This is a genomic window from Peptoniphilus asaccharolyticus DSM 20463 (assembly GCF_900176115.1).
Taxonomy (GTDB): domain Bacteria; phylum Bacillota; class Clostridia; order Tissierellales; family Peptoniphilaceae; genus Peptoniphilus; species Peptoniphilus asaccharolyticus.
Genome location: NZ_FWWR01000017.1, coordinates 63396 through 75207, shown reverse-complemented (window position 1 = coordinate 75207; position 11812 = coordinate 63396). Strand labels below are relative to the sequence as shown.

14 protein-coding genes and 1 pseudogene are annotated in these 11812 nt (G+C 31.9%); 3 read left to right on the top strand and 12 right to left on the bottom strand.

Annotated features, from left to right (window positions below):
- Positions 1-12: 12 nt before the first annotated feature.
- The 3 genes from B8869_RS10320 to B8869_RS10310 form a co-directional block, all read right to left on the bottom strand.
- Positions 13-279 (bottom strand): HPr family phosphocarrier protein, encoded by a 267-nt coding sequence (locus tag B8869_RS10320; protein ID WP_084231535.1) that lies wholly within the window; start codon positions 277-279, stop codon positions 13-15.
- 1 nt (position 280) lies between these two features.
- Positions 281-1222 carry a DNA-binding protein WhiA gene (whiA, locus tag B8869_RS10315; protein WP_234989842.1) on the bottom strand — a complete coding sequence of 314 codons (942 nt, stop codon included), beginning with the start codon at positions 1220-1222 and terminating at the stop codon, positions 281-283.
- A gap of 246 nt (positions 1223-1468) precedes the next feature.
- Positions 1469-1981 carry a flavodoxin family protein gene (locus tag B8869_RS10310; protein ID WP_084231533.1) on the bottom strand — a complete coding sequence of 171 codons (513 nt, stop codon included), beginning with the start codon at positions 1979-1981 and terminating at the stop codon, positions 1469-1471.
- Between the two features lie 160 nt (positions 1982-2141).
- Here B8869_RS10310 and B8869_RS10305 point away from each other — a divergent pair, with 160 nt between their 5' ends.
- Entirely contained in the window at positions 2142-2708 is a 567-nt protein-coding gene (locus tag B8869_RS10305; RefSeq protein WP_084231532.1) for a helix-turn-helix domain-containing protein, read from the top strand.
- Positions 2672-3523: an IS3 family transposase gene (locus B8869_RS10300; RefSeq protein WP_159445251.1), complete on the top strand. Its 852-nt coding sequence runs from the start codon at positions 2672-2674 to the stop codon at positions 3521-3523. Before B8869_RS10305 ends, B8869_RS10300 begins: the two co-directional genes overlap by 37 nt.
- A gap of 61 nt (positions 3524-3584) precedes the next feature.
- Here B8869_RS10300 and B8869_RS10295 read toward each other — a convergent pair whose 3' ends face one another.
- The 8 genes from B8869_RS10295 to B8869_RS10260 all read right to left on the bottom strand — a co-directional run bounded on the left by B8869_RS10295 (position 3585) and on the right by B8869_RS10260 (position 8685).
- On the bottom strand, positions 3585-4481 hold the full coding sequence (locus B8869_RS10295) for a dihydroorotate dehydrogenase (protein WP_084231531.1): 897 nt from the start codon (positions 4479-4481) through the stop codon (positions 3585-3587).
- A complete protein-coding gene (locus tag B8869_RS10290) occupies positions 4478-5176 on the bottom strand; it encodes a dihydroorotate dehydrogenase electron transfer subunit (protein WP_084231530.1) in 699 nt (232 codons plus the stop codon). Before B8869_RS10290 ends, B8869_RS10295 begins: the two co-directional genes overlap by 4 nt.
- 2 nt (positions 5177-5178) lie before the next feature.
- Positions 5179-5607 carry an aspartate carbamoyltransferase regulatory subunit gene (locus B8869_RS10285; protein WP_084231529.1) on the bottom strand — a complete coding sequence of 143 codons (429 nt, stop codon included), beginning with the start codon at positions 5605-5607 and terminating at the stop codon, positions 5179-5181.
- A gap of 1 nt (position 5608) precedes the next feature.
- Positions 5609-6526 carry an aspartate carbamoyltransferase gene (gene pyrB, locus B8869_RS10280; protein ID WP_084231528.1) on the bottom strand — a complete coding sequence of 306 codons (918 nt, stop codon included), beginning with the start codon at positions 6524-6526 and terminating at the stop codon, positions 5609-5611.
- A 257-nt stretch (positions 6527-6783) separates the two neighbouring features.
- Complete coding sequence (locus tag B8869_RS10275) at positions 6784-7422, bottom strand: SdpI family protein (RefSeq protein ID WP_159445263.1); 639 nt, start codon at positions 7420-7422, stop codon at positions 6784-6786.
- On the bottom strand, positions 7412-7687 hold the full coding sequence (locus B8869_RS10270) for an autorepressor SdpR family transcription factor (protein WP_084231526.1): 276 nt from the start codon (positions 7685-7687) through the stop codon (positions 7412-7414). The genes B8869_RS10275 and B8869_RS10270 overlap by 11 nt, the downstream gene beginning before the upstream one ends.
- A 9-nt stretch (positions 7688-7696) precedes the next feature.
- Positions 7697-8092: a DUF3887 domain-containing protein gene (locus B8869_RS10265; RefSeq protein ID WP_084231525.1), complete on the bottom strand. Its 396-nt coding sequence runs from the start codon at positions 8090-8092 to the stop codon at positions 7697-7699.
- Positions 8089-8685 carry a YhfC family glutamic-type intramembrane protease gene (locus B8869_RS10260; protein WP_084231524.1) on the bottom strand — a complete coding sequence of 199 codons (597 nt, stop codon included), beginning with the start codon at positions 8683-8685 and terminating at the stop codon, positions 8089-8091. The genes B8869_RS10265 and B8869_RS10260 overlap by 4 nt, the downstream gene beginning before the upstream one ends.
- 252 nt (positions 8686-8937) lie before the next feature.
- Here B8869_RS10260 and B8869_RS10255 point away from each other — a divergent pair.
- A pseudogene (locus B8869_RS10255) lies at positions 8938-9869 on the top strand (IS30 family transposase).
- A 61-nt stretch (positions 9870-9930) separates the two neighbouring features.
- Here the strand turns inward: B8869_RS10255 and B8869_RS10250 are convergent.
- On the bottom strand, positions 9931-11559 hold the full coding sequence (locus tag B8869_RS10250; RefSeq protein ID WP_144017994.1) for a hypothetical protein: 1629 nt from the start codon (positions 11557-11559) through the stop codon (positions 9931-9933).
- Positions 11560-11812 lie beyond the last annotated feature (253 nt).

Below are 11812 nucleotides of genomic sequence, written 5' to 3'. Positions count from 1 at the left end.
AACTCTATCAAATCAAATCATTATAAATTTATTTTCTACCAAGTCTACTAAATTGTCAACTGCCTTAGTTTCATCCTCGCCATCACAGCTAATTGTGATTTCTTCTCCACTGAATGCTCCCAAAGACATAATTCCTATGATACTTTTTGCATTTACAGACTCTCCTCTTGCAGTTAGAGTTATTTCAGACTTATATCTATTTGCTGTTCTTACAAATAATGCTGCTGCACGTGCGTGTAACCCATCTTCGTTATTCAATGTTACTTTCTTTGTAACCATCCTATTCACCTCTTATTTTATTTGCAATCTCTCTTATCTTGTTGAATCTATGGTTTACTCCAGACTTTCCTATCTTTGGGTCTAGCATCATACCAATTTCTTTCAAACTTAGAGACTCGTCCTCTAACCTAAGTCTCGCAACATCTTGTAACGATTTAGGCAGAGAATTAAGACCTATCTTCTCTTCTATTAAATTTATATCAATAACCTGCTTAACAGAATTACTCACTATTTTGTTTAGGTTGGCACTTTCCATGTTTACTAAACGATTGACATTGTTGTTTAGATCTTTGTAAACTCTTATATCCTCAAATCTCAACATAGATCTTTGAGCTCCCATCAAGCTGAGCAAATCAGATATCTGCTCCGCTCCCTTTATGTAGGTTATAAAATACTCTTTTCTCGCTATAACTTTGGAATTTAAACCATAGCCGTTTAGAATATAACTCACAAAATCTGCATGTTCATTACTGTTAGAAACGAATTCTAAATGGTAATATTTTTCTGGATTTGATATCGATCCCGCACCTAAAAAAGCTGCTCTTATATAAGCTCTCTTCGCGCTATCTTCACGAATCACTCTATACGGAGAATAATTTGGTACAAATACGTTTTCACCAGTCACAAACTCCGAGTCATATAGTAAAAGTCTACACGCATTTTCGTCTTGAAGCACAATTGTATATATGTTATTTTTTTTCAATTGCTTTGATTGAGATATTTTAACTTCTACATCTTTGGAATAAAAATCTTTTAAGAATGTAAAAATTCTTCTGCCTATCGCTGCATTTTCTGTATTAAACCTAACTCGTATACCCTCACCCGAGAGTTTTAAGGCTCCACACATTGGTATGTAAGCTGATAGTTCAGCAATAATATCTCCAAGATCGTTGAGTTTAATCCTTGCCAATTCATTTTTTACATCAAATGAAAAACTCAACACATCACCTCATCTTTTTGCAAACGACTTTACCGTACAATATTATACCCCACACCCTCTACTTTTTAAAGCCTTAGGGTAAAATTTTGATAAATCTTAGGAATACCATTTTATATTTAATAAATACTTTCTCAGTTAGATTATAACACATAAATCTAAATTTTTTATAAATTAAATGTTTATAAATTGCACTTATATTCAAATAAATAAGGTATTTAATAATGTTGACCACTATTAAAGACCTATATCTTATCTCATATTTTTTATATTTTCTTTGAAAAACTCTGCTACCTCTTTAAGCTCTTCTTCAGTTGCAATTCTTGATTTAATTCCAGAGTCTATCATCTTCTCTCTTATCTTAGCTGGAATTATCTTAGCCGGAAAACTCTTCATCTTCTCTATAAGAGCAGGGTCTACCAACCCAGGAAGTCTAAATTCACCTAGAGAATTTCTATTAGAAAGCATCTCTTCCAAATTTTCTTTTACTTTTAAGCCATGTTCAGAATCTGGCATAGCTCCCAATATTGTGAAGATTCCTATGTTATCTTGCTTTGTGTTTTCTATTACCTTTCTTATCTTCCCATCAGGCAATGCCTTGTCTATCCAACCTCCGAGTAGTGCGAAATCATAATCCTCAGGATTTTTCTTTTCTTCTACGCTCGCCAATTCCATCTCTGCTACTTCCTTCAAGCTTTCGTATATATATTCAGCCGCTCTCTTAGTATTTCCTGTTTTTGATGAGTATATTACTATCCCTCTCATATTACATCCAAAATATATTAATTAAATTTAATCTCTTCTCACTTTAATTTAAAATAATATACTTTATGAGTGAATTTTGACAATGAATTTCAATTTAAAAATAGTTAACCTAGTGATATGTACCCTCTTTACTGGACAAACCAGTAAGGAGGGTATTTTTATGAAATATAGTTATGAAATAAAAAAAGAAAGCGTGCAATTGTATAGAGATGGTAAATGGCCTGATACACCTGAAAGGACCAACGAAAAAAACTTTCATGATTCAATTAGAATATGGGTTAGGTTAGAAGAACTTCATGGACCAGAAATTTTAAAACATGGAAATAATATCAATTGGACACCTGATGAGAAATTAGAAATGGTATCTAAAGTGTTAGCTGGAAATTCCATAACATCTATAGCAGTTGAATATGGAATTAATCATGGACAGCTTTATTCATGGGTTAACAAGTATAAAAATTATGGATATAATGGTCTTGTAAATAAAAAGAGAGGTCGTAAATCTAAAAATACAAGTATGAAAAATAAAAATATCTATAAAGCAAAAGAACTTAATGAATCTGAAAGAGAAGAACTAATAAAACTTAGAGCAGAAAATGAATATATAAAAGCAGAAAACGAAATAATAAAAAAAGAGATCGCCTTGAGAGAAGAACGTTACGCTGCGCAACTCAAGGCGAAAAAGCAGCGATTATCAAAGAACTCAAAGAAGAAGGATACAGACTAAAATATCTTTTAAAAGCTATTGATATGCCAAGATCAACATACTATTTTGAAATAAATAAAGTTGATAAGATAAAGATTAAGAATAGTCACATTGCAGATAAAATAACTCAAATATTTAACTTCCACAAAGGAAGATATGGAGTAAGAAGAGTATATATGGAGTTGATAAATCAAGGTTATATCATAAATCATAAAAGAGTTCAAAGAATAATGCATGAGCTAAAACTATTTGGAAAAAGATCTAAGGAAAAATATCACTCATATAAGGGGAAGGTAGGTAAAGTAGCTAATAATATAATAAATAGATATTTCAAGGCAGATAAACCTCTACAAAAATGGACCACAGATGTGTCAGAATTTAAATTCTCTTGGGGTAAATGCTACATATCTCCAATACTTGATATGTATACCAATGAGATAATCTCTTACGACCTATCCTTAAGTCCTAACTTAAATCAGATATCAAATATGTTGAAAAAAGCATTTAACAAATTTCCAAAACTAGATAACTTAATACTACATTCAGATCAAGGTTGGCAATACCAACATGAATATTATGTAAATGAGCTTAAAAAACATGGCATAAGACAATCAATGTCAAGAAAAGGTAATTGCTATGATAACTCCATAATGGAGACATTCTTTGGAAGATTAAAAAATGAAATTTATTATGGTTATGAAAAGAGTTATAGCTCTTTTGAAGAATTTTCAAAAGCAATAGAGGAATATATTTACTATTACAACAACGAAAGGATTCAATCAAAAACAAAATGGATGCCACCTACAAAATATAGGTTAGCATCCACTAATAATTAATTAAATATTGTGTCCAGTTTTATGGGTACACATCACTAGGCTAACTATTTTTAAATTCTATTTATATAATTCCTATTATCTCTGTAGCAGTCTTATCTTTTTCTTTTAAGAATTCATCAAAATCTTTTAGAATATCAACTACTGCATTTGGATTCATAAAGTTTGCAGTTCCTATTTGAACTAAAGTAGCTCCAGCCATCATAAACTCTGCAACGTCAAGTCCAGTTGAGATCCCACCCGCTGCAACTACAGGTATATTAACATTTTTTGCAACTTGATGAACCATTCTAAGAGCTATAGGTTTTACAGCAGGCCCTGAAAGCCCTGCATAAGTATTGTTGAACACAGCTTTTTCTTGATATGGATCTATTGCCATTCCAAGCACAGTATTTATAAGAGATACACTGTCAGCTCCGGCTTCTTCCACCGCCTTTGCACATTCCACTATATTTCTTGCATTAGGTGACAATTTCACAATCAAATTGTGTTTTGTATGTGCCTTTACAATTTTTGTAACTTCTGCTGCAGTTTCAGACTCTATACCAAATGCCATTCCACCTTCTTTTACATTTGGGCAAGATATATTCAATTCTATTGCAAAAAAGTCATGGTCATTTAAAAGTTCCACACTATTTATATACTCTTCAATTGTATTCCCACCAAGATTTACAATTACATTTTCATTTAGTGTTTGCATCTTTTGTAAACTGCCATTTAAAAATTCGTGTATTCCAGGATTTTCCAATCCAATTGAATTTAAAATTCCGCTTGGAGTTTCCCAAATTCTTATGCCCTCATTACCTGGCTTTGGATTCCAAGTTATACCCTTAGATATAAGAGCTCCCAATTCACTTGGAGAATAGTATTGGCTATAAGCCTCTCCGTATCCGTAAGTTCCTGATGCTGGAAGTAGCGGATTTTTTAAAGTTTTGCCAAAAATTTCTACGCTAGTTCTCATACCAGTTCACTCCCATCAAATACAGGCCCTTCAACACAAGCTCTCTTGTTTCCGCCCTTAGTCTTGCAAGAACATGAAAGACAAGCTCCAACTCCACATCCCATACGATTTTCTAAAGATACATACACTTTACATCCGTTTTGCTCTCCAAGGCTTGCAACAGCTTGCATCATTGCACTTGGTCCGCAAGTGTATATAAGTTTTTTATCAAACTCTAAAACTTCTGTTATCAATCCACCTTTTTTTATGATGAAATTTACATCCAATCCTTCAAATGCCTTTTCTAAATTTTGAGTTTCTCTTTCACCTATATAGAAGTCGATTTTAATTTGAGAATTTTCTCTCTTCAAACATTTTATAAGATAATAAAAAGGTGCTGCTCCAACAGAGCCTCCGACTAAAGATATTTCATCTATCCCCTTGTATTCAAAGTTATTTCCATGTGGACCATCAGCCTTTATCTCATCACCAGGTTTTAAATCTCTGATTATCTTTGTTCCTTCTCCCCTAACTTCATAAAAGAACACTATTCCATCTTCTTCCACATCATATATGGATATCGGTCTTGAAAGTGTAGGATATTTATCCCACGCTCTTAGCATATAAAATTGTCCTGGTTTTACTTCGTCCACTTGGTCAATCTTAATCAAGTAATAATTTAAGTCTATGTGTTTGTTATATATTACTTTTGCCATTTTTACTCGTTATATTTTGTAAGTGAATCACAATATTCACATTTGTATTCTTCTGTCTCAGCGTTTGCCAAAGTAAATTTATGATCTTTTACTTTTTCAATGTTGCTTATACATCTTGGGTTCTTACACTTCATTATTCCTTCAACTTCCTTAGGTAGTTCAAGTCTAACTTTTTTAACTCTCTCTCCACCTTCAACAAAGTTAACTGTAATATGTGGTGCTATTAAACCAAGCACTGTATAGTCAAGTTCAAAATCTGTTTCGATTTTTATTAAATCCTTCTTACCCATTCCTGTTGATTGAATAGATTGCATTACAACTACTGGGTCCTTTACTCGATCTAACTTAAGTGCATTGTATATAATCTTAGCTTTTCCAGCTTCAATATGGTCTAACACTATACCTTTTTTAATCTTTGATACGTTTATCATCTTAACCCTCCAATCCCAATAAGAACATTATAAGTGCCATTCTAACATACATACCAAATCTAGCTTGTTCAAAATAAACAGCTCTTGGATCATCGTCAATTTCAGTTGAAATTTCATTTACTCTTGGAAGTGGGTGAAGAACTATCATATCTTCTTTTGCCAAATCCATTTTTTCTTTATCTAATATGAAGAAATCTTTTAATCTTAAATATTCTTCTTCAGATACAAATCTTTCTCTTTGAACCCTTGACATATATAAGATATCAAGGCCATCTTTAATAGCTCCTGCAAGGTCATCAGTTTCAGTGTAGTTTTCTTCAGCTATTTCGTCTTTAAAAGTCTTTGGCATTTTCAACTCGTCTGGAGATATAAATACAAATTTCACACCTTCGTATCTGTTCATCGCTCTTACTAAAGAGTGAATTGTTCTACCAAATTTTAAATCTCCACAAAGTCCTATTGTTAAATTATCAAATCTCTTTTTATAGAAATCTATTGTCAATAAATCTGTTAGAGTTTGAGTTGGATGTTGATGACCACCATCTCCAGCATTTATTATTGGCATTCTTGTCATTGCCTTTGAAGCTAAAAGAGCAGCCCCTTCTTTAGGATGTCTCATAGCACAAATGTCTGCATAATTTTCTACAGTTCTGATAGTATCTTGAAGTGATTCTCCCTTAGCTGTAGAAGAAACTTTTGCGTCTGAAAATCCAACGACTTGTCCACCAAGTCTTAGCATTGCAGATTCAAAAGATAATCTTGTTCTTGTCGATGGCTCAAAAAAAAGACTAGCCAATAATTTCCCTTTACAAACATCCAAATAATTTTCAGGACTTTGTATAATTTTATTTGCCAGTCTAAATAAATCATCAAACTCTTCAGTTGTAAAATCTAACGGTTGTATTAAATGTCTTAGCATATTTCCTCCTCTTTTGGAGCGCACTAAGCCAAAAAGATATGTGTTTACCTTTTTAGCGTCCCGCACTAAATTAAAAGTAACTTCTTTCTCGACTAAATATACATTAATACGTCCCCTGTGTCAATAATTAATTATTTTTAATTCCTAATCTTAAGCCAAATCCTAATTTTTATTTTAGTTTATTAATTTTATTTTTATTCAAATTATTTTTTATATAATTTAGGCGAATACACAAAAGTATACTCGCCTTTAAAAACTTATTGTTTATTTTCTCTTTCATATAGGATGTATGAGTAGACAGTTGGTATAATTCCCGCTGCCATAATCAACATAAGTATAGCAAAAGCTGAGTTCTTTAAAACTAAACCAAACACGATTCCAACTATCCCTGAAATCACAAATGTATAGCCTCCAAGCCTGTGTGTCTTTTCCCAAATTACATCACTGCTCAAAGTCCATGGGTTTTTAATCCCCATTGTGTAATTTCTCTTTGACTTAGGTAAAAAGTTCCCCATGACTACAAATAGCAATGAAATAGCCACTATTATAATTCTATTGATTTCAACTTTTGAACCCATTCCATAAGCAACTGTCAGAGAACTTATCATAATTGTCAGAATTGGAATTATAAAAAGTGAAATTATATATAATTTTTCACTTTGATATTTTTTCCTAGGGTCTTTGTTTAGCATAAATACCATAATCAACTGCACACCCACCATTATAATTGGCATCTGAAAAAGTGCTACAGCCTTAGAAGAAAACTTATCCGGGTTGCCATCTAGACCAAAATGAGTCGGCAATTGCTCCGGCATCTTGCTATAGAAAAACGCTCCAATGGCTAATGGTACCAACATCAATATAAAACTGACTAAAATATTTTTTTTATTTCTCATCCTCATCACTCCTAAACTCAAAAAAATATGCCAATACTTCTTCAAACACTGATGCATTTAAAGAATATACTCTAAAATTTTTGTCCTTTTCATCAAAAATTAACCCCGCATCTTTTAAAATTTGAAGATGGTAACTTAAAGTTGCATTGGTCATGTCAAAATTTTCTGAAATTTCTCCAGCAGTCAAACTCTTCCTCTTTAAAAGACTTAAAATTTCTCTTCTGTTCTTATCAGCTAACGCCTTAAAAGTTTTTTCTAAGCTCATTTTTCCCTCTTATTTGTAGTATAGTCCTCCTAATTTATCATTCTCATCAAATGTAAGTGTAAATGTCAATTTACCATTTTCATATTTTGCTTCTTGTACTAATACAAAATATTCTTTATTTGTTTTCTTATCCTTTTGAGAAAAAACTTGATTCTTTTCAAAAGACAAAAACTTTCCTTTGGATGCTAAGTCTTTAACTACAGCATCACATATAGTTTCATTTAGTCCTTCTTTAAATTCATCAACACTCACTTTTCTTATTTCTTCAAAATCATTCTCATTAAGTTTATTTATTATATCCTGACCTGTTGTAATATATTTATCAGAATTTTCAACACTATTCGTTCTTCCACAAGCTGTTATAAAAACAACTAACATAATGACTGAAACTAAAAACTTCTTCATTCGCTCCTCCAATTCTCTTTAACTTTAAAGATATAAACTATCAATAGCAAATCTACAACTGACCACATTAAATACGTATTAAACATATTAATTTTAAATTGGTTCACTAACACAATCCAATAGTCAAAAATAAAATGTATAAAAATTGCTATCAATAAATGTTTTATCTTTCTGTCTAAAATAAAACCTCTCCATACTAGAACACTCATACATATATGAAAAATCACTGCTAATACTCTCTCATACAATCCAATAGTTAATTCTACCGTAGATATTTTTCCAACACCTACTGAGCTTACTAATATCATTGCTACTTCCATAAGTCCATGACCCAACCCAAAAACTATTGGTTCAAAGAACTCACCCTTGCTCTTTAAACATTTATCTTTGAATATGTATCTTCCACATTCTTCAAAAACACCTGCACTCAAAGGAATAAATATTCCCATTAAAATTTGGTGCTTAGTTGAAAATATAGAATATAAAAAATTCGAATTCAAATAGTTTAAAAGTGGTATTCTAATAACCATTTGAGATACAAAAAAACATAGCATTCCCATAACAAAAACTTTTAAACTCGTCCTCTTATTCATTCACATCACCTATTTAGAAATATTTCTAAATAGATAGTATATCTAAACCTTCTAAAAGTCAATTCTATTTTGATTTTTTTCTAAATAGATTTCAAATCTATTTCTTCATCTTGAATTTACAATTTAAGTACAACAAAAAATAATTCACCGTTTTCTGGTAAAATTATGTCGATGAAAACCAATCAACCAGGAGGAACGATGAATCATTATTCTCATTTTACACTAAAATAGTGTGAGTTGCTAAAGCGTTATATGGATATTGTCTTAAATCAATCTGAGATAGCCATTAAATTAGGACGCAACAAATCATCAATTTGCCGTGAGTTAAAGAGAAACTCTTTACAAGGAAGTTATCTACCTTGTGACGCACAAGCGCTTTATACCACTAGAAGAAAAACATGTCGTCCTCAAAAGAAGTTAGACGATACCTCATTTTCCAAAAGGTAAAGTCGTTATTCTTAGAGTATCAGTGGTCTCTGGAACAGATCGCGGCCCGTTTAAAATACGAAGAGAATGTTTATAGCATAAGCTTCACCATAATTTATCGAGCCATTTATTCTGGCCTTTTTGACGAGCCGAATCTCTCGAGAAGTAATAGAGGATGTATTAGAAAATTAAGACATCGCAGTAAAACAAGGCATACCAAATCCTATGAAGAAAGACGCGGTAAAATCCCAATCACCAATTCCATATCCGAACGACCGGATGCAACAGAAAAAAGACAGCGCTTAGGCGATTGGGAAGCGGATACGGTGGCAGGTAAAACTGGCAAGGTATGTCTACTCACACTAACTGATCGGAAGAGTCGCTACCTACTTTGTCGAAAAATACCAAAGAAGACTGCCCAATGTGTTAAGCAAGCCATGATTGAACTATTGAAGAATAAGCCCCTTCAAAGCATCACGCCTGACAGAGGGAAAGAATTTTCAAAGCATCCTGAAGTTTCACAACAACTCTCTCTTGTTGAATTCTATTTCCCGTTGCCCCACCACCCATGTCAAAGAGGTACCAATGAAAATACAAATGGTCTATTAAGAGAATACTTTCCAAAAACAAAAGATATTGACCAATCGGATAGCTACATTGAAGCGAAAATAGAAGAGATCAATCGTCGACCACGTAAATGTTTAAACTGGAAAACGCCTTATGAGGTTTACCATTCAGTGGAGTTGCACTTGACTTGACAATTCAAGATATAAAAAACCTCTCTACCTTATCTTTGGTAAAGAGGTTCACATAATAAATTTATTTATTTTCTGGTGCTTTTGATTGTTCTTCAACCAACACCACTCCGCCAGGCACTTTATATTCCGGTTTAGAATCCACTATTTGAGTTTCAATTTCTGCCACAATTATTTCACCCGGTTCAAGCTTAACAGTTTTTATAGTATCAGTTTGAATTTTCAATCTAATTTCATTTAAATAATTTAGTCTATCTTGTATTAACTTAGCTAATTCAAGAGATTCCTTTGTTTCTTCAGCATTTTCAGCTGAACTTTCGTTTTCAACTACATTTGTGTTCTCAACTACATCAACACTTTCAGTTTGTAATATTTGAGGAATGTCTTCTGTAGAATACAGTTGTTCTTCTAAAGCTTCCGCTTGTTTTTCTAATTGTTCAACTGCCAATTTAAATATACCATAAGTTGTCATTTGAGTTTTAAGCTCTCTACTTATTTGATTTTCAGACAGCTTTTCTAAAATATCTATTTTTTCTTTTTCGCTTAAAGTTTCCTTTGAGTTACTCAATCCTTCAACTTTTTCTATATATCCTTCTTCTGTAGGTCTATAGATATTGGCTGTAATTTTTTTAGTTAACTTTTGCGCCTCATCTGGAGTTAGATTTATCTGCACTATCTGTTCTGTATTTGTAGTGTTAGCATAAATCTTTTCCCAAATTATTTTATCGCCTTCCAAAATACCTTGTAATTGTCCACCTGTACTATGTTGACTACCGTTTACTCCAACAGTATAAGTACTAATTATATTTCCTGTATTTTGTCCTGTATTTATAACTAAGGTGTAGTCCTTTTGAGCTCTAACTATAGGTGTTTTTATTATCGTTTGAGAAACCAACTCTCCACCCTCTACTGTTTGAGTTGTAGATTGTATCTTTGCATTTTGGTTTTCTCTTAGCTTTTCTATTTGGCTGTTTATATCGCTATAAGTTATGTTTGTGTATGGGTTTAAATTTTGATCTTCTAATACATGAGGGTTTGTCTCTTCTTCAATTATTAGAGGATATCCTAACCCCATATCACTAACAGTTATATAATCTACTTTTAGATTTACCTTATTTTTGTCTTCTCTATCCAATTTAGTTTTATATATCCATAATATATGACTTGGATTTCCATTTTCATCTAAAACTATTTGATATTCTAATTTAGTTGTTAAAATACCATTTGCAGTTTGAATTGTCTCCACTTGAAAATTTTTGCTAGATTGAATTAAATTTTCTTCAAAGCTTACTACTTTATTATTTTCTATACCAGATTGTTCATTCATTATAATTTTAGGATTATAATTTCTGATTATTTCTCTAAGTACATCACCTTTAGGTGCATTTTCTATCCTTTGTGTAACATTTGGCACTTCAGGACTTGCCGGTGGAGTATTTTTTACTTCTTCTTTAGTTTCTGGTTTTGGCTCAGATTGTTTTTTATCTCTATGTGGTTCTTCCGCTGATTTTAGAACTACTTCATTGTCTTTCTTATTGTCTTTTACAACATTTTCTTCGTTACTGACTAAACTTCCAGTGTTATCTTCTATCAAACTTCCCGCTTGTGAAGAAACTTCTTTAGCCATGCTCTTTATCGGAATAGTTCCCAACAATGTTATCGCCACTAACATAGATGCGACTACTTTTTTCAATTTTCTTCCTCCGTAATATGCAAATAATATTAAAATATTATTTTTGTCATTACTATATAATATATCAAATAATGGACCCTTTTGTATATCTGTTTTATGTAAATTTAAAGAAAATTTCATTGATATTTATGTAAGATTTTTTAAATACTTTTTATTCCCTATTTATTTTATTTTTAAACTCATTTTTTAAATGTTTTCTTTACTTATGTTCCATAACAAAGTGGTGTATTTACAAAATAAAAAAGTCCTTAAA

Excerpts from the sequence above, each read along its gene's own strand:
- B8869_RS10320 (WP_084231535.1), bottom strand. The coding sequence starts at position 279 with ATGGTTACAAAGAAAGTAACATTGAATAACGAAGATGGGTTACACGCA.
- B8869_RS10310 (WP_084231533.1), bottom strand. The coding sequence starts at position 1,981 with ATGAGAGGGATAGTAATATACTCATCAAAAACAGGAAATACTAAGAGA.
- B8869_RS10305 (WP_084231532.1), top strand. The coding sequence starts at position 2,142 with ATGAAATATAGTTATGAAATAAAAAAAGAAAGCGTGCAATTGTATAGA.
- B8869_RS10295 (WP_084231531.1), bottom strand. The coding sequence starts at position 4,481 with ATGAGAACTAGCGTAGAAATTTTTGGCAAAACTTTAAAAAATCCGCTA.
- B8869_RS10290 (WP_084231530.1), bottom strand. The coding sequence starts at position 5,176 with ATGGCAAAAGTAATATATAACAAACACATAGACTTAAATTATTACTTG.
- B8869_RS10285 (WP_084231529.1), bottom strand. The coding sequence starts at position 5,607 with ATGATAAACGTATCAAAGATTAAAAAAGGTATAGTGTTAGACCATATT.
- pyrB (WP_084231528.1), bottom strand. The coding sequence starts at position 6,526 with ATGCTAAGACATTTAATACAACCGTTAGATTTTACAACTGAAGAGTTT.
- B8869_RS10275 (WP_159445263.1), bottom strand. The coding sequence starts at position 7,422 with ATGAGAAATAAAAAAAATATTTTAGTCAGTTTTATATTGATGTTGGTA.
- B8869_RS10270 (WP_084231526.1), bottom strand. The coding sequence starts at position 7,687 with ATGAGCTTAGAAAAAACTTTTAAGGCGTTAGCTGATAAGAACAGAAGA.
- B8869_RS10265 (WP_084231525.1), bottom strand. The coding sequence starts at position 8,092 with ATGAAGAAGTTTTTAGTTTCAGTCATTATGTTAGTTGTTTTTATAACA.
- B8869_RS10260 (WP_084231524.1), bottom strand. The coding sequence starts at position 8,685 with ATGAATAAGAGGACGAGTTTAAAAGTTTTTGTTATGGGAATGCTATGT.